We start from the raw sequence: 25,187 nt of genomic DNA on the forward strand, positions 1-25,187 counted from the left end.
GGTTGATAGGCCGGATATGGAAGCACGGTAACGTGTGGAGTTGACCGGTACTAATAGGCCGAGGGCTTGTCCTCAGTTGCTCGCGTCCACTGTGTTGGTTCTGAAACCATGAACAGCCCCATGCCAGGTCACGGTATGGTGCGGCAGTTTACAGTTTCATAGTGTTTCGGTGGTTTTAGCGTTAGGGAAACGCCCGGTTACATTTCGAACCCGGAAGCTAAGCCTTTCAGCGCCGATGGTACTGCAGGGGGGACCCTGTGGGAGAGTAGGACGCCGCCGAACAATTTTTATAGGAAACCCCGCATCTTCGGATGCGGGGTTTTCTGCGTTTAGGGTCGTGCATATGAACTACGATCTCGTCATCTTCGACAACGACGGTGTCCTCGTCGACAGTGAGCCCATCTCCAACCGGCTGCTGGCCGCGTATCTCACCGAGCTCGGGCACCCGACCTCGTACGAAGAGTCCATTCGGGACTACATGGGGTCGGCCATGCACCGGATTCATGAACTGGTTCTTGAGCGGACGGGTCAGCGGTTGCCGGAGAGCTTCGACGACGTCTTTCACGCGCGGGTGTTCGCGGCGTTCGAGCAGGAACTGGTGGCGGTGGCCGGGGTCTCCGGTGTTCTTGAGAAGCTCGCCGCGGACGGGGTGCCGTACTGCGTGGCCTCGTCCGGGAGCCATGAGCGGATTCGGGTGGGGCATCGGACGACTGGGCTCAGCCAGTGGTTCGACGAGGGGCGGATCTTCAGCTCGCAGGACGTCGGGCGGGGGAAGCCGGCTCCCGATCTGTTTCTCCATGCCGCCGAGCGGATGGGGGTCGCGCCGGAGCGGTGTGTCGTCGTCGAGGACAGTCCGCTGGGGGTGCAGGCGGCGGTCGCGGCCGGGATGGATGTGTACGGGTTCACCGCCATGACTCCGGCGGAGAGGCTCGCCGGCGCCACCCGGCTCTTCTCCGACATGGGGGAGCTGGCCGATCTGCTGGTGTGAGCCCCTGGAAGATGAGGCAAATTCATCTTTGGCTGGATCTACCCACGGGTAAGCCGGGGCCCTACGCTCGCCGCCATGACTGATGTGCTGGGGCGCGGCAGGGGCTCGTTGGCGTTCAGCTTCTTGGTGCAGGGGGTCGCCTTCGCTCTGCTCGTGACGCGGATCCCGGCCATCCAGGACCGGTACGGGGTGTCCGACGCGCTGCTGCCCGCCTTTCTGGCCGCCGTGCCGATCCTCGCCGGCGTCGGGAGCGTCAGCACCGAGCGGCTGGTGAAGCGGGTGCCGCCGAGCCGGCTGCTGCGGTGGTCCCAGCCCGTGGTGCTGCTGGCGCTGCTCGGGGTCGGGGCCGGGGAGCGGATGGTGGAGCTGGGGGTCGCGCTCGCGGCGTTCGGGCTCGCCGTCGGGGTGCTGGACGCGTCGATGAACATGCTCGGGGTGAGCCTGCAGCGGGCGTACGGGCGCAGCATCATGCTCAGTTTCCACGCGGTCTACAGCCTGGGCGGGATCGTCGGGGCCTCGCTTGCGTGGGTGGGGGCGCACTGGGATCTGGCGTTGTGGGTGTCGTATCTGCCGGTCGTGCTGGTGCTGTTGCCGGCTGTGCTGGTGGGGAGCCGGTGGTATGTCGACGGCGGTGGTGCGGGGCCGGTGGCGGGGTCCGGGGTGGAAGGGAAGGCGGGCGAGGGGCAGGCCCTCGCGTTCAAGTTGCTGTTGCCGCTGTGTCTGGTGATGACCGTCGCGTACATCGGGGACTCGACGGTCTCCAACTGGAGCGCGAAGTATCTGCAGGACGTGCTGGGCAGCTCGGAGCAGATGGCGACGGTGCCGTACAACGTGTACATGGTCACCACGCTGGTGGGGCGGGCGTTGGGGGACTTCGGGGTGCGGCGGTTCGGGGCGGTCGCGGTCGTGCGGGCCGGGGCGCTGGTCGCTGCGGGTGGGTTCGCCGTGGTGGCGGGGGCGCCCGGGGCGTGGGTCGGGATGCTGGGGTTCACGCTGCTGGGGCTGGGGCTGTGTGTGCTGGTGCCGCAGACGTTCGCGGCGGCCGGCAGGTTGTTCCCAGGGGCTTCGGATGCGGCCGTGGCTCGGTTGAATGTCTTCAACTATGTGGGGTTCTTGATCGGTTCGCCGTTGGTGGGCGCGCTCGGGGATCTGTGGAGCTATCGCGGGGCCATGCTCGTGCCGATGGTGTTGGTGCTGGTGACGCTCGTGTACGCCCGGTCGTTCGCCGCTCAACCGGACCGATACGGTGGCGGTCATGAGCGGCCGCGCACAGCTGATGTGGGACGAGGCAGTAACGGGCTATGACTTTGGTCCCGGGCATCCGATGGACCCGGTCCGGCTCGCGCTGACCCGGAGACTGGTCGACGCCTTCGGGCTGGACCGTGAGGTGGAGGTGGTCGCCGCCAAGGCGGCCGGGGAGTCGACGCTGCGGCTCGTCCACCGGGAGGACTACATCGAGGCGGTGAAGGCCGCGTCGGCCGATCCGGGCGCTGCGGACCAGGCGTACGGTCTTGGAACGATGGACGATCCGGCCTTCGCCGGGATGCACGAGGTGTCGTCGCTGATCGCCGGGCAGTCGGTGGGGGCGGCGGAGGCCGTGTGGCGTGGCGAGACGTCGCACGCGGTGAACTTCGCGGGTGGGCTGCATCACGCGATGCCGGGCGGTGCGTCCGGGTTCTGCATCTACAACGACGCGTCGCTGGCGATCGCCCGGCTGCTGGAGCTCGGGGCGGAGCGGGTCGCCTACATCGATGTCGACGTGCATCACGGGGACGGGGTGCAGGCGGCGTTCTGGGATGACCCGCGGGTGCTGACGATCTCGCTGCACGAGCACCCCCGGACGCTGTTCCCGCAGACCGGGTGGCCGGAGGAGACCGGGGCGGACTCCGCGGAGGGCTCGGCGGTGAACGTGGCGCTGCCGGCCGGGACCGGGGACGCCGGGTGGCTGCGGGCGTTCCATTCCGTGGTGCCGGAGCTGATCGCCGACTTCCGGCCGCAGGTGCTGGTGACGCAGCACGGGGCCGACACGCACTTCGAGGATCCGCTCGCGCATCTGGCCGTGTCGCTGGACGCGCAGCGGGCGGTGCAGGTGGCCTGTCACGACCTGGCGCACGAGTACGCCGACGGGCGGTGGGTCGCCCTGGGCGGGGGCGGCTACGCGGTGGTGGACGTCGTACCGAGGTCGTGGACGCATCTGGTCGCGATCGCGGCGCACCGGGAGGTGGAGCCCGAGGCGGTGATCCCCGAGGGCTGGCGGCAGGAAGTGTTCGCGCGGACGCGGCAGTTGGCCCCGGCGCGGATGACGGACGGGCGCTGGCCGGTGGAGTGGACCGGCTGGGAGGCGGGGTACGACCCGGCGGACCGGCTGGACCAGGCGGTGCTGGCGGCCCGGCGGGCGGTGTTCCCGCTGCGGGGGCTGCTGCCGGGGTGAGGAGTCCTTGGTGGGCCGGGTGGGCCGGGTAGGCCGGTAGGCCGACCGTGCGGTGTTCGCCGGTTCTCGGGACAGGCTGTGCCCCGGTCGCGGACGATCTTCTCGTGCTGACCCCCGAAGTTCTGCGTACGCACCTGGTGGGTGCACGCCTCGCCGGTACCGTGGCCACGTCGCGTGAGGAGAGCCTGCGCAGCTACCGGCTCTTCGCTGCCCGGGACCCCCGTGTGCTGCTCGGTATCGATCCCGAAGGGGCTTGGAAGCAGCGGGAATTGACCGAGCTGATGGCTGACCGGTGTGGGGTTTCGGCCGATTCTCGGCGGATTTCCGGCCAGGACGTGATCGATCCGCAGCGGACCGTGGCCGCGCTGGACGCCTTCGCGGACCGTCTCGCCGATGCCGCCCAGCGGGGTGCTCCGGTGCTTCTCGGTACCGGGCACCCGCACCGGCTGCTCGGCTTCTACGCCGCTCTGGCAGACGCGCTGTCGGCGGCGGGGTGTGCGGTTCTCACCCCCGCGCAGGGTCGCTGTGTCGACATAACGACCCGGTTCGGCCTACGTACGTACAACCTCGACTACGTACGAGGAGTCGCGCTGGTGCGGGCACCCGGGGTGGAACGCCCCGGTTGTGAGCCCGGCGCACATACGCACTCACCTCTCCCGGTTCGTACCGCGCTGGCCGCCGCGGCGGAGGCCGGCGGGCCCCTTCCCGAGCTGGTGATCGGGGACCACGGGTGGGTCTGCGGAGCAGGTCAGCTGGGGTTCGAGGCCATCGGGCCGGCCGATACGGACGATCCCGCCCCGTTCGTCGGGCAGGCTGAGGGGTCCGTGTCCGTCGTCGTTCCACTTGATGACGGCGTGCGATCTGATTACTACCTGCCGCTTACCCGCTACGTACTCAATCGGGCGTGTCTGTCACAGTAGGCCGTTGATGGGTGCACCTCTTCCCCACTCGCATCACTGGCACCTACATTGGGGAGTGAGCACGCAGCGACGAAGAGTCACCGGAAGGGGAAGCCGGTGGCCGTCGAGTGCGGAAGGTTCAGGTGTGTCATGGCTGCAGCTGGCGAGAGGCCTCTGAACGAGGTTCAGTTCCTTACCGTGGCGGAAGTCGCCTCGGTGATGCGAGTGTCGAAGATGACCGTGTACCGGCTGGTGCACAGCGGTCATCTGCCCGCGATCCGTGTGGGGCGGTCTTTCCGCGTCCCGGAGCAAGCGGTTCACGAGTACCTTCGCGAGAGCTACGTGGGGGTGGAAACCGCCTGACGGCTGGGGCGGGGTGATCCCTCTCAGGGCACTCGGGATCACCCTGGCCCCCTCGATTACGACCTCAGCGCTCGGGCGGGTAGGCTAGCCCCTCGTAGGTCGTATGGGCCCATGGCGCCCAGCACCGAGTGATGAGAAGTGAGCGAGGGTAGTCGTGGGCTCTGTTATCAAGAAGCGGCGCAAGCGGATGGCCAAGAAGAAGCACCGCAAGCTGCTCAAGCGCACGCGCGTTCAGCGTCGCAACAAGAAGTAAGTCTGCGACGCGGACGCCGCGAGAGCGTCGTTGTGGCCCCCCACTCAACGGTGGGGGGCCACACGTGTATCGCCACGTACGTCCGGCTGCTTCCCGTCGGTGTTCCCGGCACGTCGGTGTTCCCGTCACTTCGCGCATCGGGCGGTCATCACAGCGCAACACCGAACCGCTAAGTTGGCCCCACGGGGGAACGCGGCGGGGACAAGAGGCTGTGGAAGGAAGGCGCTGATCTTGGGCAAGGTCGTGCTCGTGACCGGAGTGGCCCGCCAGCTGGGGGGCCGGTTCGTGAGGCGGATCCAGCGTGACCCCGAGGTGGACCGGGTGATCGCCGTGGACGCGGTGCCGCCCGAGCACCATCTGGGCGGCGCGGACTTCGTCCAGGCCGACATCCGGCAGCCCACGATCGCGCGGGTGCTCGCCGAGACGGCCGCCGACACGATCGTCCACCTGGACGTGACGGGCACACCGCTGGGAAGCGGCAACCGGGCCTCCCTGAAGGAGACCAACGTCATCGGCACCATGCAGCTGCTCGGTGCCTGCCAGAAGTCCCCGACCGTGCAGCGGCTGGTCGTGAAGTCCAGTACCAACGTCTACGGCTCCGCGCCCCGGGACCCGGCCGTCTTCACCGAGACGACCCCGCCCAAGTCCCTGCCCAGCGGCGGCTTCGCCAAGGACACGGTGGAGGTCGAGGGCTATGTCCGCGGCTTCGCGCGCCGCCGGCCCGATGTGGCCGTGTGTGTGCCGCGGTTCGCCAACATCCTGGGCCCGACCGCGGACACCCCGCTCGCCTCGTACTTCGCGCTGCCGGTCCTGCCGACCGTGTTCGGCTACGACCCCAGGCTGCAGTTCGTGCACGAGGACGATGTGATCGAGGTGCTGCGGATCGCCTCCCACGAGCCCAGGCGGGGCACGCTCAACAGCGGCACCTTCAACATCGCCGGCGACGGCGTCCTGCTGCTCTCCCAGTGCTCCCGGCGCCTCGGGCGCCCCACCGTGCCCCTGCCGCTCCCGGCGGTCACCTGGGCCGGCTCGCTGGTGCGTACGCTGGGCATGACGGACTTCTCGCCCGAGCAGATCCGGCTGCTCACCCACGGCCGGGTCGTGGCCACGGGCCAGATGCGAGAAACGCTGGGATTCCAGCCCAAATACACGACCGCGGAAACGTTCGCGGACTTCACCCGCAGCCAGGGACCCGGACTTCTTCCGCCGGAGGCCCTCGCGGGGGCCGTCGACCGGATCGCCGCACTGCCCCTCGCGGGCGACGGCCACCCCCCGACGCAGAGCGCCAACTGAGGAGCGCATCAACGATGGCGGATGCCAAGGTCATTCCGTTCGACGACGACCGGTCCCGCGGTAGCGCCGTGCAGCGCCCTCAGCGGCGCCGGAGCGCGGGGAACCGCCGCTCGGGCACGGAGTCGGCGCCGGTGGGTGAGGTGCAGCCCCTGCCCACCAGGGCTGTTCCGCAGGATGATGTTCCTGTGACTTCTGAGGAGCAGCCGCCGGAGCGGTCCCGGGACGGCGACGGCGGTCTGGAACGGCGGATCGCGGGCGGGCTCGCGTTCCTGCGCCGGCGCCTCACCGGGGACTACGAGGTCGACGACTTCGGCTACGACGAGGAGCTCACCGACCAGGTCCTTATGTCCCTGCTGCGCCCGCTGTACGACAAGTACTTCCGGGTCGAGGTGAAGGGCATCGAGAACATCCCGTCCGAGGGCGGGGCGTTGATCGTCGCGAACCATTCCGGGACGCTGCCGATGGACGGCCTGATGATGCAGGTCGCCGTGCACGACAACCATCCGGCTGGACGGCATCTGCGCCTGCTCGCCGCCGACCTGGTGTTCATGCTGCCGGTGGTCAACGAACTGGCCCGCAAGCTCGGCCACACCCTGGCCTGCGCTGAGGACGCGGCACGGCTGCTGGAGCAGGGCGAACTGGTCGGGGTGATGCCGGAGGGCTTCAAGGGCCTCGGCAAGCCCTTCGCGGACCGGTACAAGCTCCAGCGCTTCGGCCGCGGGGGGTTCGTCTCGACAGCCCTGCGCGCCGGGACGCCGATCATCCCCTGCTCGATCGTCGGGGCCGAGGAAATCTACCCGATGATCGGCAACGCCAAGACGGTCGCCCGGCTGCTGGGCTTTCCGTACTTCCCGGTCACGCCCACGTTCCCCTGGCTCGGGCCGCTCGGCGCGATTCCGCTGCCGACCAAGTGGACGATCCAGTTCGGCGAGCCGATCCTCACGGACGGCTATCCGCCGGAGGCGGCCGAGGACCCGATGCTGATGTTCAACCTGACCGACCAGGTCAGGGAGCAGATCCAGCACACGCTGTACAAGTTGCTGGTGCAGCGGCGGTCGGTGTTCTTCTGAGGCCGATTGGCTCTTGTGAGACTTCGGCTGCGGTGCTGGGCGCCCCTCACAGGGGCGCCCAGCACCGTCTAGCGTGCGTCCTCGCCGTCGATGCCCAGGCCGGGCAGCAGGCCGGGCAGGAGTGGTGGGAGCGTCACGTCCGGCTTGGGGACGGTCGGGCTGCCCTCTGCGGACGGTGAGGTGCTCGCCTCGCCGTCCTTCGGCGGGTCGAGCAGGCCGCCGGTGTTGCCGCCGAGCAGGCCGTCGCTGTCGCTGCCGGAGCCGGCCGAGCGGCTGGGGCTGCCGCTGCTGCCGCCCGTACTGCCCTTGTCGGTGCGTCCGCCGCCGCTCTTGCCGGGCTGGGCCGACCGGTCGGTGGCGGAGGAGCCGGTGGAGGCCGACTCGGAGGCGCCCCGGTGCTTGCCGGTGCCGCCGTTCCCCGCCGGGGGCTCGGGGAGCAGGGAGCGCAGCGGGGCGACGTCCTCCTCTATGGCGTCGAAGACCGACGACACCTGGTCGCTGACGTCCCCGAGCTGGACGGGGAGCCTCTCGCGCAGTTCGCCCCAGGCCTCGCGGTGGGAGCGGGAGAACGCCGACAGGGCCTGGATGGGGCCCAGGGAGTCCGGGTCGTGCTCGTACGCCTCGCTCAGCAGCCGGTGGCCTTCCGAGGCGTCGTGCCGCATGCCGGACAGGGCGCGGCGGATCTCGCCGACGGACTCGTGGTCCAGGGGGCCGCTGCGGCCTCGCTCCATCAGGCGGCGGGCTTCGCTGAGCCGGGTGGAGGCGTGGTCGAGGTAGACCCGGCCGCGCTCGTCGGCGCTGTCGGCGAGGCCGAGTTTGACGTCCTCGATGCCGCGCTTGAGGCCGTAGAGCGAGTCGCCGGGCAGGGCGTCGGAGCTGGCGGCGGAGACTCCGCCGAAGGCGCTCGCGGCCACGCCGACGCTGAGTCCGCCCGCGGTGAGGCCCTTGGCGAGCCGCGTACGCGGACGGAACTTCTTCAGTGAGCCGGCGCGGTGGGCGCCACGGGAGCGCTGCCCGGGGACCGCTCGGTCCGTCGCCCCGCCTCCGGCGGTGCCCTCCTGGAGCATGGCCTCGAACGCGGCCACCAGCTGGGCCCGCTGGACGACCTTGACCTCCGGGTCCAGCTCCGGCTTGGGCAGCGCGTCGAGCCCGGAGGCGATCGCCGTCAGGCGTGCCGGTTCGGTCTGTTCCGCGGGTGCCGGGGCTGGTGCCGAACCTTCGGACTGCTCGGCCGCCGTGCCCTGCTCGGACTCCTCCAGGGCCTGGGCGAAGGCGTTCGCCCGCCGGTGTGCCGATACGTTCGCGATCACAGGCGGCACCTCCTCTCGTCATGACGGTCGACTCCCCAGGGGGTCCTGAGGGTTGCACACCCTGACCTCAACCACACGATCGAGTGATCGGGGTCGGCCAGGGGTGACCACAGGGAGCCTGCATCCCGCACAACGAGCGGCGCGGCACTTGGGTTACGGACCCCGGCTGATCGGATGCCGAAGCCAACGGACCGTCACGGAACGTGAGTTGAGTGTCGCCGAGCGTGCGGTCCGGTCAGCGGGCGTCTTCCGGGAGGAGCCGGGCGAGGGTGCGGACGGCCCGGTACTGGAGGGTCTTGATGGCGCCCTCGTTCTTGCCCATCACACGGGCGGTCTCGGCGACGGAGAGACCCTGGAGGAAGCGGAGTGTGACGCACTCCTGCTGCTGGGGGTTGAGCCGCCGTACGGCGTCGAGCAGGGCGGCGTTGGAGAGGGACTCCAGGACGGAGTCCTCGGGGGAGCGCTCGACCTCGTTGGCGTCGAGCATCTCGCCGGTGGTGACCTCGAGGCGGAAGCGGCTGGACTTGAAGTGGTCCGCGACGAGGTTGCGGGCGATCGTGACCAGCCAGGCGCCGAAGTCGCGGCCCTGCCAGGTGAACGTGCCGATGCGGCGCAGGGCCCGCAGAAAGGTCTCGCTGGTGAGGTCCTCGGCGGTCGCCTTTCCTCCGACCCGGTAGTAGATGTACCGGTACACGGTGTCGCTGTACTGGTCGTAGAGACGGCCGAAGGCGTCGGCCTCGCCGGCCTGGGCGCGCTCCACGAGGTCCATCATGCGGGCGCTGTCGCTGTCCGCCGCGGGCCGGCGGGCGGTGGCCCCGCCGGACGGGCGCCCTCGTCTGCCGACCGCGGCGCTGCCGTCGGCCAGTGCATAGCAAGGGCCTACGGGTGCGGCGGTGGCGAATGCGGGGACGGCGGACGCGGTGGGGACGAAGCCGCGCAACAGGTCGAGGACCGTTGCGCGCAGCGTAGCCAGGCCCGAGGCGTCAACCCCGACGTGTGGGTACACGGGACTCCCAGAGGCAGAGCTTCCATCACGTGCAGTGCGGGACCTTTCACCCGTCGTAGCGACGGAGGGGTACCGGTTTGCGTCTGAGGAGAATAACGCTTCGTACAGGCTCTGCTACACCGAGTTGCTCAAATCATCGATTACGTCGCTTCCGTAACTGATTGACGCCGGATCAAGTGCCGAATCGTGAACGGTTGTTGACCGGAAGGCTTCGGATTGCGGCTGAGTCCAGGGCGTGTTGTGGCCGTGTGCAGCCAAGAGGACTGGATACGAGGTTTTGGGGGTACGCCAGTTGGATTTACGGGCGTTGTCATCCCGCAAACGATGGTGTCCCGGATTGATCGTTCGTCAGCGGCGACGGCGGTGCAGGGCGATCGCCGCCGCCGTGCCGCCGGCCACGGCTCCCACGCCGGCCGCCGCGGGGATGCCGACCTTGGCCGCCTTGCGGCCCGTGCGGTAGTCGCGCAGGCGCCAGTCCAGCTGGCGGGCGTGCCTGCGCAGCTTGGAGTCCGGGTTGATGGCGTAGGGGTGGCCGACCAGGGACAGCATCGGGATGTCGTTGTGCGAGTCGCTGTAGGCGGCGCAGCGGGTCAGGTCCAGGCCCTCCGCCGCGGCCAGCGCGCGGACCGCCTCGGCCTTCGCGGGGCCGTGCAGCGGTTCGCCGACGAGCTTGCCCGTGTAGACGCCGTCGACCGACTCGGCGACCGTGCCCAGGGCGCCGGTCAGGCCCAGGCGGCGGGCGATGACCTGGGCGATCTCGACGGGGGCCGCCGTCACCAGCCACACCTTCTGGCCCGCGTCCAGGTGGGCCTCGGCGAGGGCGCGGGTGCCGGGCCAGATGCGCTCGGCCATGTACTCGTCGTAGATCTCCTCGCCGATCGACTGGAGCTCGGCGACGCGGTGGCCCTTGACGATCGACAGGGCGGAGTCGCGGGCCTCCTGCATGTGCTCGGGGTCCTCGACGCCGGCCAGCCGGAACCACGCCTGCTGCCAGGCGAACTTCGCGAGGTCGCGGGTCTCGAAGAACTTCCGCTTGTACAGGCCCCGCCCGAAGTGGAAGAGCGCGGCGCCCTGCATGACGGTGTTGTCCAGGTCGAAGAAGGCGGCGGCCTGGTCGTCGCCGTGGACCGGGAACTGCGGTTCCTCGGTCGTGCCGGAAGCTTCCTGCGTGGATTTGCGGGCTGCCTCCGCCGAGGCCTCGCCTGCCAAAACGCTCCGCGCCGTGGCGGAGCGCCTACGGGGAGTGAGCCATCCGAGAGCGGCCATGGCGTGAGCATAGCCAGTTTGTTCGGGGGTTCCGGAGTCGAGAGGTTTGGAGCGTGTGAACTCTCGGCGAGTGTGTCGTTAAAGACGGCGCGAGACAATGGCCGACATGAGTCCCCTCTTTCGCCGTACGCCCCCTCGGGACCGGCTCGTCACCCTGGTCCGCAAGCCCGGCTGCCATCTGTGTGATGACGCACAGGTCGTTGTGGAGAAGGTGTGCGGCGATCTCGGAGTCCCCTGGGAGCAGAAGGACATCACCGAGGATCGGGAACTGCACGACCAGTACTGGGAACAGATCCCGGTCGTACTGGTGGACGGCAGGCAGCACACGTTCTGGCGCGTGAACGAGGGGCGTCTGCGCAAGGCCCTGACCGACTGAGTCCGGCCGGTGCGGCGACTGACCGAGCAGTACAAAGCGGTCGGTCGGGTCGCTTAGGATCGAGCTGGCTGGTCTCGGGGGCGGGATACACAGAGGAGAGTGTGCGGTTTTGCCCCCAGAAGCGAAGGAACGACGGTGCTTGTGCGCCGGTTCCCCGGGAGTGCGCCGGGGGCGCGTGAGCCCGGTCACGTTGGGCGGGCAAAACGGACACCATCTTTGTGCACGCGTTCACAAAGACATAGCCTGCTTTCGACGGGGCGGTCATGTAGGGACGTATGACCGCCTACAGCCCCGCTCTACCCGCAGGAGCACCGTGGCAACTGGCCGAACTCACCGACCGGCGACCCGCAGCCGAGGGATTCCCGAGGCCACCGTCGCCCGGCTTCCGCTGTATCTCCGTGCTCTGACCGCGCTGTCGGAGCGCTCGGTACCCACGGTCTCCTCCGAGGAGCTCGCGGCCGCCGCGGGGGTCAATTCCGCGAAGCTGCGCAAGGACTTCTCCTACCTGGGCTCCTACGGGACCCGGGGTGTGGGCTACGACGTCGAGTATCTCGTCTACCAGATCTCCCGCGAACTGGGCCTCACCCAGGACTGGCCGGTTGTGATCGTCGGTATCGGTAACCTCGGTGCCGCGCTCGCCAACTACGGCGGTTTCGCCTCCCGCGGTTTCCGGGTCGCCGCGCTGATCGACGCCGACCCGGCCATGGCGGGCAAGCCCGTCGCAGGGATCCCCGTGCAGCACTCCGACGACCTGGAGAAGATCATCCAGGACAACGGCGTGTCGATCGGTGTCATCGCCACCCCCGCCGGTGCCGCCCAGGCCGTCTGCGAGCGGCTCGTGGCCGCCGGTGTCACCTCCATCCTGAACTTCGCGCCGACCGTGCTGTCCGTCCCGGACGGGGTCGACGTGCGCAAGGTCGACCTCTCCATCGAGCTGCAGATCCTCGCCTTCCACGAGCAGCGCAAGGCCGGCGAGGGGGCCGCCGCCTCCGACGGTGGCGTCCCGGCCGCCGCCGCCCGCAACCAGTCCGCCGACCAGGGGCCTGACGGGGACATGCCCGCCGTGATGCCCGCATGAGCCTCCTCGTCGTCGGACTCAGCCACCGCAGCGCCCCGGTCAGCGTCCTGGAACGGGCCTCGCTGAACGCGGACGCGCAGGTCAAGCTGCTCCAGGACACGGTCGCCGCCGAGCCGGCCACCGAGGCCGCGGTGCTCGCCACCTGCAACCGCATCGAGCTCTACGCCGACGTGGACAAGTTCCACGCGGGTGTCGCCGAGCTGTCCACGCTGCTCGCCCAGCACAGCGGGGTCGGCCTGGAGGAGCTCACGCCCTATCTCTACGTGCACTACGAGGACCGGGCCGTCCATCACCTGTTCTCGGTGGCCTGCGGGCTGGACTCGATGGTCGTCGGCGAGGGGCAGATCCTCGGCCAGATCAAGGACTCCCTGGCCCGGGCGCAGGACCTGCACTCCGCGGGCCGGCTGCTGAACGACCTGTTCCAGCAGGCCCTGCGGGTCGGCAAGCGCGCCCACTCCGAGACCGGCATCGACCGCGCGGGGCAGTCCCTGGTCACCTTCGGCCTGGAGCAGCTGGCGCGCGGCGGTGACATACAGGAATGGGCCCGGGGCAAGAAGGCCCTGGTCATCGGGGCCGGATCGATGTCCTCCCTGGCGGCGGCGACGCTCGCGCGTGCCGGTGTCACCGAGGTCGTCGTCGCCAACCGGACCTTCGACCGGGCCGAGCGCCTCGCCCGGATCCTCATGGAGGGCGACGACACGGACGTGGCGGCCCGCGCGGTCCCGATGGAATCGGTGCCGGCCGAGCTGACACGTGCCGACGTCGCCGTCTCCTGCACCGGCGCGACCGGCCTGGTCCTGACGGCGGAAGCCATCGCCGCCGCCGCCGAGGGCCGTACGGCCGTGCGGTGGGACGAGACCGACGGCGAGGAGCCGGACCGCGCGGCGGGGCCGGACGGCCAGCGGGGCAATCTGCCGGCCACCAGCCTCGGCAACGAGGACGGCTGTCCGCTGGACCTGACCTCGGTGCAGAACACCGCCGGATTCTCCGTGCTGGGCGAGGCGGCCGTGGCCGGGATGGCCGCCGCCGATCTCGAACAGCACGCCGCGTGGGTGGACAACGGCGTGGTGGGCGGCGCCCAGCGGACGGCGGCCAGGCCGGGGACGGTCGACCCGCTCGACCCCGCCCCGGACGCCGACGCCATCGCCGCCCTCGCGGCGACCGCGGCCACCGTCGGGCGGATCCCCGAGCGGCGCAGGCCCGAGCCCGTCGAGGAGCCGCCGCGGCCGCAGCCCGTGCTCTTCCTGCTGGACCTGGCGATGCCGCGCGACATAGACGCGGCCGTGCACCGGCTGGCCGGGGTGCGGCTGGTGGACATCGAGTCGCTGGCGGAGGCCTCCGCGGGCGCTCCGATGGCTGCCGATGTGGACCAGGTCCGGCGTATCGTCTCCGACGAGGTCGCGGCCTTCGGGGCGGCACTGCGGGCCGCGCACATCACGCCGACCGTGGTCGCCCTGCGCACCATGGCCGCCGATGTCGTGGCAGGCGAGATCGCCCGGCTCGACGGACGGCTGCCCGGCCTCGACGACAAGCACCGCGCGGAGATCACCCAGACCGTGCGGCGCGTGGTCGACAAACTGCTGCACGCGCCGACCGTACGGGTCAAGCAGCTCGCGGCCGAGCCCGGCGGCGCCGGGTACGCGGACGCGCTGCGGACCCTGTTCGACCTCGACCCCGAGACGGTGGCCGCCGTCTCCCGCGCCGAGGACAGCACTACGCAGAAAGACCGAGGCCCGGCATGACCGACAAGACGCTGAGGCTCGGTACCCGCCGGAGCAGGCTCGCCATGGCCCAGTCCGGGCAGGTGGCCGAGGCCGTGACCCGGGTGACCGGGCGGCCCGTGGAGCTCGTCGAGATCACCACGTACGGCGACACCTCGCGCGAGCAGCTCGCCCAGATCGGCGGCACCGGTGTGTTCGTGACCGCCCTGCGCGACGCGCTGCTCAAGGGTGAGGTCGACTTCGCGGTGCACTCGCTGAAGGACCTGCCGACCGCGCAGCCCGACGACCTGGTCGTGGCGGCCGTACCCGTGCGGGAGGACCCGCGGGACGTGATCGTCGCCCGGGACGCGCTGAAGTTCACCGACCTGCCCAGCGGGGCCCGCATCGGTACCGGTTCGCCGCGCCGCATGGCCCAGCTCAACTCGTACGCGCGCGGCCATGGACTGGACATAGCGACCGTCCCGATCCGCGGCAACGTCGACACCCGGATCGGATACGTGCGGGGCGGTGAGCTCGACGCCGTCGTGCTGGCCGCCGCCGGACTGAACCGGATCGGCCGCGGTGACGAGGTGACCGACTTCCTGTCGGTCGACACAGTTTTGCCCGCCCCCGGCCAGGGGGCACTGGCGATCGAGTGTGCCGCAGGCAATGCGGACCTCGTCGCCGCGCTCGCCGAGCTCGACGACCCGTTCACGCGGGTCGCCGTGACGGCCGAGCGGTCACTGCTCGCCGCCCTGGAAGCCGGTTGCAGTGCCCCTGTGGGCGCGCTGGCCGACCTCCTGGCCGACGGGCAGATTGTCAAGGAAATGCGCCTGCGCGCCGTCGTCGGTACGACCGACGGCACGCGCATGGTGCAGCTGTCCACCACCGGTCCCGTGCCCGAGACGCACGACGGGGCAATGGCGCTCGGTCGCGAACTCGCGGCCGAGATGCTCGCCCAGGGCGCGGCCGGTCTGATGGGGGAGCGAGCACATTGAGCCCCACCACCCTTTCCGCCGGTCCTGAACACGGGCACGTCACCTTCCTGGGTGCCGGACCCGGAGATCCGGGACTACTGACTCTGCGCGCCGTGGAGGCGCTGGCGAGCGCGGACGTTCTCGTCGCCGAGCACGAGGTGCTCGACGTCGTACGTCAGCACGCCAGGCAGGGCGTGTCCGAGGTGCACACGGATCCGGATCCTTCCCAGGAGCCGGCGCCGGGCACAGGAACGCCCCAGCTGACGGTAGTTGACGGCACGTCAACCACCGCTGCGGTCCCCGCGGTGCGGGATGCCGCACATCTTGTCATGGAGGCCGCGCGGGGCGGCAGGCGGGTCGTGCGTGCGGTGTCCGGTGACCCGGGCCTCGACACGTACGCCGCCGAGGAGATGCTGGCGTGCGCCGCCGCCGGGGTGCCTTTCGAGGTGGTCCCCGGTATCGCGAGCGCCGTCGGTGTGCCCGCGTACGCCGGTGTGCCGCTGCGGGACGCGCAGGGCGCGGACGTGCGGTTCGTGGACGCGCGGACGGCGTCGGACCGGTGCTGGACGGAGGTCGGGGCGTCGGACGGCACGGTGGTCGTGTCCACCACGCTGGACTCCGTCGCCGCGGCGGCCGGCGAGCTGGTCTCCGCGGGCCGCAAGCCGGACACCCCGATGACGGTCACCGTCGCCGGTACGACCACCCGGCAGCGCACCTGGACCGCCACGCTCGGCACGATCGCGCAGACGCTGAAGCAGGCCAAGGTGCTGCCCTCGCCCGACGGCGGCCGGCCGGTGATAGCCGTGGTCGGTGAGCGTTCCGCCGCCGCCCAGCGCGACCAGCTCGCGTGGTTCGAGTCCAAGCCGATGTTCGGCTGGAAGGTGCTCGTGCCGCGTACGAAGGAGCAGGCGGCGTCGCTCTCCGACCAGCTGCGGTCGTACGGGGCCGTGCCGCACGAGGTGCCGACCATCGCCGTCGAGCCGCCGCGCACGCCCCAGCAGATGGAGCGTGCGGTCAAGGGGCTCGTGACGGGCCGCTACGAGTGGATCGCCTTCACCTCGGTGAACGCGGTCAAGGCCGTGCGGGAGAAGTTCGAGGAGTACGGGCTCGACGCCCGGGCCTTCGCCGGGATCAAGGTCGCGGCGGTGGGCGAGCAGACGGCCAAGGCGCTGATCGCCTTCGGCGTGAAGCCGGACCTGGTGCCGAGCGGGGAGCAGAGCGCCGCCGGTCTGCTGGAGGACTGGCCGCCGTACGACCCGGTCTTCGACCCGATCGACCGGGTGTTCCTGCCGCGTGCCGACATCGCCACGGAGACGCTGGTCGCCGGGCTGATCGAGCTGGGCTGGGAGGTCGACGACGTCACGGCCTACCGGACCGTGCGGGCCTCGCCGCCGCCGGCGGAGACGCGCGAGGCGATCAAGGGCGGTGGGTTCGACGCCGTGCTGTTCACGTCGTCGTCGACCGTGCGGAACCTGGTCGGTATCGCAGGCAAGCCGCACAACGTGACCGTGATCGCGTGTATCGGCCCGGCCACGGCGAAGACCGCCGAGGAGCACGGGCTGCGGGTGGACGTGATGGCGCCCGAGCCGTCCGTGCACAAGCTGGCCGAGGCACTGGCCGACTTCGGCGCGAAGCGCAGAGCCGCCGCTGTCGAGGCCGGGGACGCGGTGACCCGGCCGAGCGAGCGGCGGCCGGGGGCCCGGCGGCGGCGGTCTACGACCTGAGTCGGTCTGGGCCGGTTCGGTCTGGGCCGGTGCGGCTTGGGCGGTTCGGGGCGCGGCGGCGGTCGATGGTCTGAGCCCGTCCGTAGGGGCGTCGGCGGAACGAGGGTGTGGCTGCGGCTACGCGGGAGTCACCGCGTGGCCGTAGCGCAGCAGGTTGGCCGGGTCGTAGGTGGCCTTGTCGTGGCGCAGGCGGTCGTAGACCTCCGGGGTCCAGGCGCGGGCGATGTCCTGTTCGTCGCCCGGGGTGCCGTGGATGTTGACCATGGTGCGGCCCGTGCCGTACGGGGCCATGGCGGTGTAGAGCCGTTGCGTCGCCTGTTCGAGGGCTTCGGCGGCGGGTGGGGCGGCCAGGATGCCGACCGATTCGAGGAAGTACCGGGCGTCGCGGGAGCAGACGGCGTCCTCGACGGCGGACGGGCGGGCCAGTGCGCCGCCCATGTGGCGCAGCGAGGCCACCAGCAGGGGGTGGTCGGCGCCGGCCGTGGGGCCGATCTGCTCCAGGAACGTGCTGATGGCGTCGGGCGGCAGGTCGCGCAGGAGCATGCAGCACTCCCGTGCGGGGAGAGGGTCCTGGGGTTCCATGTGGATGCGGTCCAGGGCCGCGTGGTCCATCTCCTCGACCGTGTCCACGGTTACGGGGGCCGCCGCTCGGAGAGGGGCGATCAGGGCCTCGCCCTCCGCCGTGTCGCCAGGCCAGGCGATCGCGACCCTGGCCCAGAAGCCGCCGCGCAGGGGCTCCGGGATCTGGGGGATGGGCGGCAGGCGCAGGACGGAGAACATGCTGCACATCTCGTCCGGGACGGTGCGGGTCCAGTCCGTCCAGGTGCGGAGGAGGGCCTCCGTGTGCTCGCCGGGGCAGTAGATGCCGCCGCCGTAGAGGCGGGGGAGGGGGAGCAGCTCGGTCACGAGTGAGGTGACGACGCCTACGTTGCCCTTGCCGCCGCGCAGGGCCCAGAACAGTTCCGGTTCGGTCCGGGGGTCCGTCTCGCGCAGGTGTCCGTCCGGGGTGACGACCTGGAAGGAGCGGACCAGGTCGGCGGCGTAGCCGTAGGCGCGGCCGAGGACCGGGAGTCCGCCGCCGAGCGTGTAGCCGGTGACGCCCGCGTCCGTGGAGGTGCCGCAGAGGCCGGCCAGGCCGTGCGGGGCGGCGGCGGCCATGACGTGGCTCCACTTCGCGCCCGCGGCGATGGTGGCCGTGCGGGTGGTGGGGTCTGTGTGGACGTCCGTCATGCGGGACGTGTTGATCAACAGGCCCTGTTCGATAGGGAAGTTGGCGCCGTGGCCGGTCGCCTGGACGGCTACGGGGGTGTCGGTGGCCTTCGCCCAGCGCATGGCGGTGACGACGTCGTCGGGGCCGGTGGCTCCTATGACGATGTCGGGGGTGTGGAGGGCGGCCAGGTTGAAGCCGGTGACCTCGTCGGCGTAGGCGGGGTCGCCGGGGCGTAGGACCGGGCCGTGGATTTCTGACAAGGCGAAGAGGTCGGGGGTGTGGTGGGGGGCGGTCATCGCGTCCTCCGTGGGGCGGCGTACGGAGGGACGGCGGCGGCGATGGGGATTGGCCGTCGGGGTCCTTGTTCTTCTGTTTCAGGATGGACCTGGGGTGTGGTGGGCGCATTTGGGGGGATTCTGGGGTGCTCGGCGCCGGGGGCGGGGGCTGGTGGGTGCGCAGCCCGGCGGAGCGGGGTGCCGCTGCGCCCACCCGTGCCGCCCCTAGCGGCACGCATGCCCGCAGCTAGGGGCGCACGGGGGCGCGGCTGGGGTGGCGCGGGGGCGTAGCTGGGGTGGCGCGCATGCCCGCAGCTGGGGGTGGTGGGGGCCGACAGGGTGTTGGTATCGGGGGGTTTGGGGCGGGCGTAGCGTAGGGGGCATGACGATGTACGGATCTTTTCCCGGTACTCGGCCGCGGCGTTTGCGGAGTAGCCCCGTCATGCGTCGGATGGTGGCCGAGACCCGGCTGCACCCCGCCGACTTCATTCTTCCGGCCTTCGTGCGCGAGGGCGTCAGTGAGCCGGTGCCGATCGGGGCCATGCCCGGGGTCGTGCAGCACACCCGGGACAGTCTGAAGAAGGCCGCCGCGGAGGCGGTCGCGGCCGGGGTCTCCGGGATCATGCTCTTCGGCGTGCCGGAGGAGTCGAAGAAGGACGCCCTCGGGACGCCGGGGACCGACCCGGACGGGATCCTGCAGGTCGCCCTCCGGGACGTGCGGGCCGAGGTGGGGGACGACCTGCTGGTCATGTCCGATCTGTGTCTCGACGAGACAACCGACCACGGACACTGCGGGGTGCTGGACTCCGAGGGGCGGGTCGACAACGACGCGACCCTGGAGCGGTACGCCGAGATGGCCCAGGTGCAGGCCGATGCCGGGGCCCATGTGGTCGGCCCCAGCGGGATGATGGACGGGCAGGTCGGGGTCATCCGGGACGCCCTCGACCAGATCGGGCGGGAGGATGTCGCCATCCTCGCCTACACCGTGAAGTACGCCTCCGCCTTCTACGGGCCGTTCCGGGAGGCTGTCGGCTCCTCCCTGCGGGGGGACCGGAAGACGTACCAGCAGGATCCCCCGAATGTGGGTGACGCGCTGCGGGAGCTCGCCCTCGATCTCGAAGAGGGCGCCGACATGGTGATGGTCAAGCCGGCCGGGCCCTACCTGGACATCCTCGCCCGGGTCGCGGACGCCTCGGACGTGCCCGTCGCCGCGTATCAGATCTCCGGCGAGTACTCGATGATCGAGGCCGCGGCCGAGCGGGGCTGGATCGACCGGGACCGGGCGATCATGGAGGCCCTGACCGGCATCCGGCGGGCCGGTGCGCGGAACATCCTCACCTACTGGGCCACCGAAGTGGCGCAGAAGCTCAAGGAGCAGTAGGCCCGGGATCAGTAGGTCAGGGCCTCGTCCCTGTCCCGCAGCCAGTACGTGGCCGTGAGCGAGCTGTCGTAGTACACGCCCTTGGCCGGGAGGGACGGGAGCGCCGAGGGGCCGCCGCTGCTGTTCGGCGTGCGGCCCTGGAAGCCGACCGTGAGCTTGCGGGCGGTGGTGCCGCCGTCGCCGCTGCCGTCGGCCGCCGACAGCGTCACGCCCGAGTAGCCGGACTCGCCGGGGGCCAGGGTCGTCACCGCCTGCGGCTTCGAGTCCTCGATCGGCCGCGGGACCCACTGCATCTCGTCGAAGCGCAGCACGGGGTAGTAGGTGAGGTCGCAGTACTTCGAGCCGGTGTTCTTGACCGTGATCAGCATGTGGTTGAGGGGGCGGCGAACCGGCTGGGCGGTGACGGTGGTGTTGGTGCCGTTGCAGGAGACGCGGTTGGCCGGGTCGGCGGGGTCGGTGGGCCTGGCCGCCCCGGGGTTCCCGCCCTTCGCCTTGCCGGTTGTCCCGGCATGCGTGCCCTTCGCGTCGGTGGCCGTCTGCTGGGGTGCGTCGGTCGCCGTCGTCGATGACGTCAGCTGGGGCTTGGCCGCGCCCTCGTCCTGCGTGCCCGTGCCGTCCTCACACGCCGTGAGGGCGAGGACGGCCAGGAGGGCGACGGGCAGGGCGTGGTGCTTGCGCATGGGTGGGTTCCCTTTCGGACAAAGGCGGTTGGCGAGAAGAGCCGAGCGAGCCGCCGACCGGTCGGCCGGGAGCGGCGTGCTTGGATGACCAGAGCTTGTGCGGTCATCCGTCCCGGCCGCCACACCCGGCGGAGCATCAGGGACGCTGGAACGCCCGTGCATGCCTTGACCTGGGGAAATGTCCCTGCCCTGGAACGGGTGAACGGGACAGTGGGGGATGGAGGAAGGGTGTCGGAAGGCACGGCCGCGGCGGAGTTCGCCGCGCTGCTGGGGGAGTTGAAGGAGCGTTCCGGGCTGAGCTACGGGGTGCTCGCCAAGCGGCTCCACATGAGCACGTCGACGCTGCACCGGTACTGCAACGGGGATGCCGTGCCCGCCGACTACGCGCCGGTGGAGAGGCTCGCCCGGCTGTGCAAGGCGTCGCCCGAGGAGCTCGTCGAGCTGCATCGGCGGTGGGTGCTGGCGGATGCGGGGCGGGGGCGCAAGGGGGGTGGGGGCTCGCCTGAGCCCGTGGTGGCAGAGGCAGAAGGAGAGGCAGAACCTGCGGGTGCGGGTGCGGGTGCGGCTGTGGTTGCGGTTGCTGACGGGCCGGCTTCGGAGGCGGTGCCCGAGGAGAGGCCCCGGTCACGGCGGCCTCGTCCCGCGCTCCTCGCCGGTATCGCCGTGGCGGTCGTGCTGGGCGGGGTCGGGCTCGCCGTGGCCGTGCCCTCCGGCGGGGCCGACGAAGACGGGCGTCGGGGTGCGGCCGCGGTGTCCGACGGCGGCCGGACGCCGGACGGCGGTGCGGTCGCCTCGGCGTCTCCCTCGGGCAGTTCCTCGGCCGGCACCGGCAAGGACAAGGGCAAGGGCAAGGGCAAGGACAAGGGCAACAGCAAGAGCGAGGACGGGGGAAAGGGCTCCGCCTCCGCGTCCCCTGCCCCGCGTGCCCCCGCTGGCGGCGAGGGCAACGGCCGTCCCGGCCGTACCGGCGCCCCCGCCGCCGGCTCCGTCCCCCTCACCGTGAACACCACCGCGCATGCCTGGGAAGACCCCTGTTCCCAGCGCTACTTGGTGAACCGTCCGCCGGGGCAGGTCGGGCCGCCGCCGCTGGAGCAGGACGCGCCCGCCTGGGTGGCGGCGGCGGGGGCCGTTCCGTCGGGGCAGCAGCTTCTGAAGCTCACCGTGCAGGGCACGGGCAAGGAGACGGTGGTCGTCGACGGGCTGACGGTCCGTATGGTCGCCAAGCGGACGCCGCTCGCCTGGAACGACTACGCCATGGGCTATCCGGGCGTCGGCTGCGGCGGTGGCGTCCCGACGCGCTTCTTCACGGTCGCCCTGGATGCCGCGCGGCCCTCCGTCGTCCCCGAGGCGGGCCATGACGACTTCCCGTTCTCGGTGAGCCAGTCCGACCCGGAGGTCTACTACGTCCGGGCCGACGCCTCCGCCTACGACGTCAGCTGGTACCTGGAGCTGAGCTGGTCCAGCGGCAGCCGGCAGGGCACGCTGACGGTGGACGACAAGGGCCGGCCCTTCCGTACGAGCGGGAACAACGGGCGTCCGGCGTACGAGTTCCCGCTGGGCGGTGACAAGTGGGTCGAGGAAGGGACCACCGAGTGACCGGACGGCGGACTGGCTGACGTCCTCTCAGTGGAACTCGTGCACCAGCTCGATCTTGCCGACGATGTGGGCGTTGAACTCGTCGAGTTCCTCGGCCGGTACCCACAGTTCGAGGATCGTCCGCCCGCCGGCCTGCTGGACCGGGTAGCGGTTCAGGAAGCCGGAGTCGACCTCGAAACGGGTGACGTAGCCGGCGCCGTCGTGCTTGACGTTCCAGTCGCGTGCGATCTTGACGGCGTAGTCCTCGTTGAGGACCGGGTAGAAGATCGGCTGCTCGGGGAGCCGGGGCGGCCAGGCACGCCAGTCGAGCTCCCGCAGCAGCTCCAGTTCCTTGGGGCCGGTGGGACGCCACAGGGTCGTCGTCGCTCGCTCGCTGGTTCGCACGGGCACCATCAAATCAGCTGAGGCGTTAGGTTGTTGACCGTCGGAGTGGTTGCTGATTGAACCACCTACTCTTCAGGGAGACGTCCATGTCCGGTGACGCGCTCAGCCAGGATCCCGCCGAGCTGCAGAGGAGGATCGACAGCAGCAAGGCGCACCCGGCGCGGGTCTACGACGTCTTCCTCGGGGGCAAGGACCACTACCCGGCCGACCGGGACGCGGCCGCCGCCGGGCTCGCCGCCAACCCCCGCGGGTACCTCGACGTCCGGCACAACCGCGACTTCCTGCGCCGCGCGGTGACCACGCTGGTGGAGCAGGACGGCATCCGGCAGTTCCTCGACATCGGCACGGGGCTGCCGACCGCCGAGAACGTGCACCAGATCGCGCAGCGCGTCGCCCCCGATTCGCGGGTCGTGTACGTCGACAACGACCCGGTCGTGCTCGCACATGCGCGTGCCCTGCTGACCAGCGGCCCCGAGGGGCGTACGGACTACATCGACGCCGATCTGCGGGACCCGGCCCGCATTCTCGAACAGGCCGCCAAGACACTGGACTTCGACCAGCCGGTCGCGTTGTGCCTGGTCGCGATCCTGCACTTCGTCGAGGACGGGGAGGCGTATCCGCTGGTGCGCGAGCTGCTCGACGCGCTGCCCGTCGGCAGCCGGCTGGTGCTCAGCCATCTCACCGAGGACCTCAACCCCGAGAACATCCGCGCGGTCCAGCGGACGTACACCGAGCGGGGGTTCACCTTCGTACTGCGGTCCCGGGCGGAGGTCGAGCGGTTCTTCACGGAGAACTTCCTGGAGATCGCCGACCCGGGCGTCGTCCCGGCGCACCGCTGGCGGCCCGACCACGCGGCTCCCGTCCCCGAGCAGCCGGAGGAGTCCTTCCTCGCCGGCCTCGACGACATCGAGAAGGTCCGCTACCGCGACATCAACGACGTCACGGACGCGGACATCAATGTGTACGCGGGGATCGGGGCCAAGGGCTGAGCGGCACCCCGGCACCCCGGCACCCCGGCGGCCCGGCGGCCGGGTAGGTACCCCGGCACCCCGGCTGGCCCGGCACTCCGGCGTCCGGCTGCCCGGGGCTGAGCAGGGGGCCGGCTGCTCCCGTGTCCGGATCCCGGAGATCTTCTCCCGGAGCGCTGATCCTGGCACCAGACCTAGGGCCAAAGGCGGAGCGGGAGCTACGGCTGTGGCCTGCGGCTGGGGCGGACCGTGCTGGTTACGGTGACGTCATGTCCGATTCCGTGCAGAGCGAGCAGTCCGTGCAGTCCGTGCAGTTCGACCTCGACGCGTATCTCCGGCGGATCGGATGGGAGGGGGAACGGCGGGCCGACGCGGCGACCCTGCGTGGTGTGCAGCTGTCGCACATGCGGGCCATCCCGTTCGAGAACCTCGACGCGCTGCGCCGCCAGGCACCCTCCCTAGAGGAGGCCGACCTCATGGCCAAGCTTGTCCACGGCCGGCGCGGCGGGTACTGCTATGAGCACAACACGCTGTTCGCCCGCGCGCTGGAGGCGCTGGGCTTCCGGGTGGCCCTGCTGACCGCGCGGGTCGTCGTGGGCGCCGACAGCATCGCAAGCCGGCCGCGCACACACATGGCGCTGCTGGTGGAGGTGCCCGGCGAACCGCGGCCCTACCTCGCGGACGCCGGCTTCGGGGCGATCGGCGCGCTGCTGGAGCCGGTGCCGCTGGTGACGGATGTCGAGTTCGCCGGGGCGGGGCGGCGGCATCGCCTGGTGCACGTGCCGCACGACGGGCCCCTGGAGATGTGGGTACTCCAGGCACACGACCAGGGAAAGGACGACTGGGCCGATCAGTACGCCTTCACCCTGGAGCCCTTCGAGAAGCCCGATTTCGACGTCATCAACTGGCACATCGGCACCAACCCGCGCTCGCCGTTCACCCAGCGCGTCTACGTCCAGAGCGTCAGCGCCGCGCGGCACCTGCTGCTCCACGGGAGCCTGCTGACCGACACCCGCGCCGACGGGACGGTGACCGAGCGCGTGGTGACCGGTGAGGCGGAGGCGCGGCGGCTTCTGGAGGAGGAGTTCGGCATCGCCGTGCCAGAGGGGATGACGCTGCTGCCGACTGGAGGTGCCTAGTCCCACCAGAAGTGCCAGGCCGGCTGATCGACGACCTGGCCCTCGGCGTAGGCCCGCAGGCTGGGGTCGGTGCTCTGCCAGATGTTGTCCGGGCAGAACGCGAAGTGCTCGGCGGCGACGGCTTCCGCCTCCGCGAGGGTGGTGGGCGGTGCGGCGACCGACACCAGCAGATGATCGAAGCCGAGGGCCACGACCCGTATGCCGAAGCGGTCCTCCCAGGAGCGCAGCACCGCGCTGACGCGGGCCGTGTCGCCCTCGTGGTTCGCCGGGCCCGTCCAGCCGATCGCCGTCGGGATGTCGGCGCTGCGGCGGGCCGGGACCAGGGCGAGGCGGGGGTCCTTCAGCGGACCGCCGTCCTCGAGCAGCGAGTCCGCGATGTCCGTGGCGACCGCGTCCGGGTCCTGAGCCCGAGCGGCCGGCGTGGCCGGCCCGGGCCATGCGTCGCCCTCCGCCGCGCATTCCTCCCAGTACTCCGCCAGCACCTCTTCGGCGTCGTGATCCCCGGGGTAGGACACCTCGCCCGGCATCAGCTCCCAGCTGTCCGGCCCGCCGTGCCCATCGCCTATGTCGAGCATGACCGGGAGCAGCCCGGCCCGCCGTGTCGGCTCCAGCGCCGTCCAGCCACCCGGAACGGCCCGTTCCTCCGCACACCACAGCAACGGCTCGTGCCAGGGGCCCTCGTCGGTGGTGTCGAGCAGGGTCCCGGCGGGGAGTTCAAGCCCCAGCGCGCGGCCGCTCGGGTCTGCCGCCAGCGTCGGGAGCGGGTTCGGAAGTGTCGCCATGGGGTGACTGTAGATCCGACCACTGACAAGGAGACATC

At 70.9% G+C, this 25,187-nt stretch carries 24 protein-coding genes and 2 rRNA genes; 19 read left to right on the forward strand and 7 right to left on the reverse strand.

What is annotated here, in order from left to right:
* The 10 genes from ACIBK5_RS10875 to ACIBK5_RS10920 all read left to right on the forward strand — a co-directional run.
* A 23S ribosomal RNA gene (locus ACIBK5_RS10875) occupies positions 1–74 on the forward strand; the annotation flags it as partial.
* 91 nt (positions 75–165) lie between these two features.
* A 5S ribosomal RNA gene (rrf, locus tag ACIBK5_RS10880) occupies positions 166–282 on the forward strand.
* Positions 283–343: 61 nt separating this feature from the next.
* Positions 344–988: an HAD family hydrolase gene (locus ACIBK5_RS10885; RefSeq protein WP_399018347.1), complete on the forward strand. Its 645-nt coding sequence runs from the start codon at positions 344–346 to the stop codon at positions 986–988.
* Between the two features lie 75 nt (positions 989–1,063).
* On the forward strand, positions 1,064–2,293 hold the full coding sequence (locus tag ACIBK5_RS10890) for an MFS transporter (RefSeq protein ID WP_399018348.1): 1,230 nt from the start codon (positions 1,064–1,066) through the stop codon (positions 2,291–2,293).
* Positions 2,244–3,419, forward strand: a complete 1,176-nt coding sequence (locus ACIBK5_RS10895; protein WP_399018350.1) for an acetoin utilization protein AcuC — start codon at positions 2,244–2,246, stop codon at positions 3,417–3,419. Before ACIBK5_RS10890 ends, ACIBK5_RS10895 begins: the two co-directional genes overlap by 50 nt.
* Before the next feature lie 104 nt (positions 3,420–3,523).
* On the forward strand, positions 3,524–4,339 hold the full coding sequence (locus ACIBK5_RS10900; protein WP_399018351.1) for a phosphatase: 816 nt from the start codon (positions 3,524–3,526) through the stop codon (positions 4,337–4,339).
* A 129-nt stretch (positions 4,340–4,468) separates the two neighbouring features.
* A complete protein-coding gene (locus ACIBK5_RS10905; RefSeq protein WP_004984898.1) occupies positions 4,469–4,681 on the forward strand; it encodes a helix-turn-helix domain-containing protein in 213 nt (70 codons plus the stop codon).
* A gap of 154 nt (positions 4,682–4,835) precedes the next feature.
* Positions 4,836–4,934 (forward strand): 30S ribosomal protein bS22, encoded by a 99-nt coding sequence (locus ACIBK5_RS10910; protein ID WP_003948845.1) that lies wholly within the window; start codon positions 4,836–4,838, stop codon positions 4,932–4,934.
* Between the two features lie 231 nt (positions 4,935–5,165).
* Complete coding sequence (locus ACIBK5_RS10915; protein WP_399018353.1) at positions 5,166–6,227, forward strand: NAD-dependent epimerase/dehydratase family protein; 1,062 nt, start codon at positions 5,166–5,168, stop codon at positions 6,225–6,227.
* Positions 6,228–6,241: 14 nt separating this feature from the next.
* Positions 6,242–7,297 carry a lysophospholipid acyltransferase family protein gene (locus tag ACIBK5_RS10920; RefSeq protein WP_399018355.1) on the forward strand — a complete coding sequence of 352 codons (1,056 nt, stop codon included), beginning with the start codon at positions 6,242–6,244 and terminating at the stop codon, positions 7,295–7,297.
* A gap of 68 nt (positions 7,298–7,365) precedes the next feature.
* Here ACIBK5_RS10920 and ACIBK5_RS10925 read toward each other — a convergent pair whose 3' ends face one another.
* The 3 genes from ACIBK5_RS10925 to ACIBK5_RS10935 all read right to left on the reverse strand — a co-directional run bounded on the left by ACIBK5_RS10925 (position 7,366) and on the right by ACIBK5_RS10935 (position 10,879).
* Positions 7,366–8,607, reverse strand: a complete 1,242-nt coding sequence (locus ACIBK5_RS10925; RefSeq protein ID WP_399018357.1) for a DUF5667 domain-containing protein — start codon at positions 8,605–8,607, stop codon at positions 7,366–7,368.
* Positions 8,608–8,842: 235 nt separating this feature from the next.
* Positions 8,843–9,613, reverse strand: a complete 771-nt coding sequence (locus ACIBK5_RS10930) for an ECF subfamily RNA polymerase sigma factor, BldN family (protein ID WP_189728261.1) — start codon at positions 9,611–9,613, stop codon at positions 8,843–8,845.
* A 348-nt stretch (positions 9,614–9,961) separates the two neighbouring features.
* Positions 9,962–10,879 carry an HAD family hydrolase gene (locus tag ACIBK5_RS10935; RefSeq protein ID WP_399018359.1) on the reverse strand — a complete coding sequence of 306 codons (918 nt, stop codon included), beginning with the start codon at positions 10,877–10,879 and terminating at the stop codon, positions 9,962–9,964.
* A 97-nt stretch (positions 10,880–10,976) separates the two neighbouring features.
* On the opposite strand from ACIBK5_RS10935, the gene ACIBK5_RS10940 reads away from it, so the two are divergent.
* From ACIBK5_RS10940 to ACIBK5_RS10960, 5 genes are all read left to right on the forward strand, one after another.
* The gene (locus ACIBK5_RS10940) at positions 10,977–11,255 is read left to right on the forward strand and encodes a glutaredoxin family protein (RefSeq protein WP_399018361.1); all 279 of its coding nucleotides are present in this window, start codon (positions 10,977–10,979) and stop codon (positions 11,253–11,255) included.
* 313 nt (positions 11,256–11,568) lie between these two features.
* Positions 11,569–12,333 carry a redox-sensing transcriptional repressor Rex gene (locus ACIBK5_RS10945; RefSeq protein ID WP_399018363.1) on the forward strand — a complete coding sequence of 255 codons (765 nt, stop codon included), beginning with the start codon at positions 11,569–11,571 and terminating at the stop codon, positions 12,331–12,333.
* Positions 12,330–14,075 (forward strand): glutamyl-tRNA reductase, encoded by a 1,746-nt coding sequence (locus ACIBK5_RS10950; protein ID WP_399018365.1) that lies wholly within the window; start codon positions 12,330–12,332, stop codon positions 14,073–14,075. Before ACIBK5_RS10945 ends, ACIBK5_RS10950 begins: the two co-directional genes overlap by 4 nt.
* Positions 14,072–15,031, forward strand: a complete 960-nt coding sequence (gene hemC / locus ACIBK5_RS10955; protein WP_399018367.1) for a hydroxymethylbilane synthase — start codon at positions 14,072–14,074, stop codon at positions 15,029–15,031. The genes ACIBK5_RS10950 and hemC overlap by 4 nt, the downstream gene beginning before the upstream one ends.
* Positions 15,028–16,734 carry a uroporphyrinogen-III synthase gene (locus tag ACIBK5_RS10960; protein WP_399018369.1) on the forward strand — a complete coding sequence of 569 codons (1,707 nt, stop codon included), beginning with the start codon at positions 15,028–15,030 and terminating at the stop codon, positions 16,732–16,734. The genes hemC and ACIBK5_RS10960 overlap by 4 nt, the downstream gene beginning before the upstream one ends.
* A gap of 117 nt (positions 16,735–16,851) precedes the next feature.
* Here the strand turns inward: ACIBK5_RS10960 and ACIBK5_RS10965 are convergent, their stop codons facing one another.
* On the reverse strand, positions 16,852–18,240 hold the full coding sequence (locus ACIBK5_RS10965) for an FAD-binding oxidoreductase (RefSeq protein WP_399018371.1): 1,389 nt from the start codon (positions 18,238–18,240) through the stop codon (positions 16,852–16,854).
* Between the two features lie 361 nt (positions 18,241–18,601).
* On the opposite strand from ACIBK5_RS10965, the gene hemB reads away from it, so the two are divergent.
* Positions 18,602–19,600, forward strand: a complete 999-nt coding sequence (gene hemB / locus ACIBK5_RS10970; protein ID WP_399018372.1) for a porphobilinogen synthase — start codon at positions 18,602–18,604, stop codon at positions 19,598–19,600.
* A gap of 8 nt (positions 19,601–19,608) precedes the next feature.
* Here the strand turns inward: hemB and ACIBK5_RS10975 are convergent, their stop codons facing one another.
* On the reverse strand, positions 19,609–20,280 hold the full coding sequence (locus tag ACIBK5_RS10975; protein WP_399018373.1) for a DUF4232 domain-containing protein: 672 nt from the start codon (positions 20,278–20,280) through the stop codon (positions 19,609–19,611).
* A gap of 228 nt (positions 20,281–20,508) precedes the next feature.
* Here ACIBK5_RS10975 and ACIBK5_RS10980 point away from each other — a divergent pair, with 228 nt between their 5' ends.
* Complete coding sequence (locus tag ACIBK5_RS10980) at positions 20,509–21,876, forward strand: helix-turn-helix domain-containing protein (RefSeq protein WP_399018375.1); 1,368 nt, start codon at positions 20,509–20,511, stop codon at positions 21,874–21,876.
* Positions 21,877–21,903: 27 nt separating this feature from the next.
* On the opposite strand, the gene ACIBK5_RS10985 is transcribed toward ACIBK5_RS10980, so the two are convergent.
* Entirely contained in the window at positions 21,904–22,260 is a 357-nt protein-coding gene (locus ACIBK5_RS10985) for a hypothetical protein (RefSeq protein WP_399018377.1), read from the reverse strand.
* Positions 22,261–22,346: 86 nt separating this feature from the next.
* On the opposite strand from ACIBK5_RS10985, the gene ACIBK5_RS10990 reads away from it, so the two are divergent.
* Both ACIBK5_RS10990 and ACIBK5_RS10995 read left to right on the forward strand, forming a co-directional pair.
* Positions 22,347–23,249 (forward strand): SAM-dependent methyltransferase, encoded by a 903-nt coding sequence (locus ACIBK5_RS10990; protein WP_399018379.1) that lies wholly within the window; start codon positions 22,347–22,349, stop codon positions 23,247–23,249.
* Positions 23,250–23,497: 248 nt separating this feature from the next.
* Positions 23,498–24,367: an arylamine N-acetyltransferase gene (locus tag ACIBK5_RS10995; protein ID WP_399018380.1), complete on the forward strand. Its 870-nt coding sequence runs from the start codon at positions 23,498–23,500 to the stop codon at positions 24,365–24,367.
* Here ACIBK5_RS10995 and ACIBK5_RS11000 read toward each other — a convergent pair.
* A complete protein-coding gene (locus ACIBK5_RS11000) occupies positions 24,364–25,149 on the reverse strand; it encodes a DUF4253 domain-containing protein (protein ID WP_399018382.1) in 786 nt (261 codons plus the stop codon). The two genes, ACIBK5_RS10995 and ACIBK5_RS11000, sit on opposite strands and share 4 nt — an antisense overlap.
* Positions 25,150–25,187 lie beyond the last annotated feature (38 nt).

This window comes from Streptomyces sp. NPDC050546, from assembly GCF_044457425.1.
Classification (GTDB): Bacteria; Actinomycetota; Actinomycetes; order Streptomycetales; family Streptomycetaceae; genus Streptomyces.

Coding starts and splice junctions, on each gene's coding strand:
- ACIBK5_RS10975 (WP_399018373.1), bottom strand. CDS start 20,280: ATGCGCAAGCACCACGCCCTGCCCGTCGCCCTCCTGGCCGTCCTCGCC.
- ACIBK5_RS10990 (WP_399018379.1), top strand. CDS start 22,347: ATGTCCGGTGACGCGCTCAGCCAGGATCCCGCCGAGCTGCAGAGGAGG.
- ACIBK5_RS11000 (WP_399018382.1), bottom strand. CDS start 25,149: ATGGCGACACTTCCGAACCCGCTCCCGACGCTGGCGGCAGACCCGAGC.
- ACIBK5_RS10935 (WP_399018359.1), bottom strand. CDS start 10,879: ATGGCCGCTCTCGGATGGCTCACTCCCCGTAGGCGCTCCGCCACGGCG.
- hemB (WP_399018372.1), top strand. CDS start 18,602: ATGACGATGTACGGATCTTTTCCCGGTACTCGGCCGCGGCGTTTGCGG.
- ACIBK5_RS10950 (WP_399018365.1), top strand. CDS start 12,330: ATGAGCCTCCTCGTCGTCGGACTCAGCCACCGCAGCGCCCCGGTCAGC.
- ACIBK5_RS10965 (WP_399018371.1), bottom strand. CDS start 18,240: ATGACCGCCCCCCACCACACCCCCGACCTCTTCGCCTTGTCAGAAATC.
- ACIBK5_RS10940 (WP_399018361.1), top strand. CDS start 10,977: ATGGCCGACATGAGTCCCCTCTTTCGCCGTACGCCCCCTCGGGACCGG.
- ACIBK5_RS10885 (WP_399018347.1), top strand. CDS start 344: ATGAACTACGATCTCGTCATCTTCGACAACGACGGTGTCCTCGTCGAC.
- hemC (WP_399018367.1), top strand. CDS start 14,072: ATGACCGACAAGACGCTGAGGCTCGGTACCCGCCGGAGCAGGCTCGCC.
- ACIBK5_RS10895 (WP_399018350.1), top strand. CDS start 2,244: ATGAGCGGCCGCGCACAGCTGATGTGGGACGAGGCAGTAACGGGCTAT.
- ACIBK5_RS10890 (WP_399018348.1), top strand. CDS start 1,064: ATGACTGATGTGCTGGGGCGCGGCAGGGGCTCGTTGGCGTTCAGCTTC.
- ACIBK5_RS10905 (WP_004984898.1), top strand. CDS start 4,469: ATGGCTGCAGCTGGCGAGAGGCCTCTGAACGAGGTTCAGTTCCTTACC.
- ACIBK5_RS10920 (WP_399018355.1), top strand. CDS start 6,242: ATGGCGGATGCCAAGGTCATTCCGTTCGACGACGACCGGTCCCGCGGT.
- ACIBK5_RS10995 (WP_399018380.1), top strand. CDS start 23,498: ATGTCCGATTCCGTGCAGAGCGAGCAGTCCGTGCAGTCCGTGCAGTTC.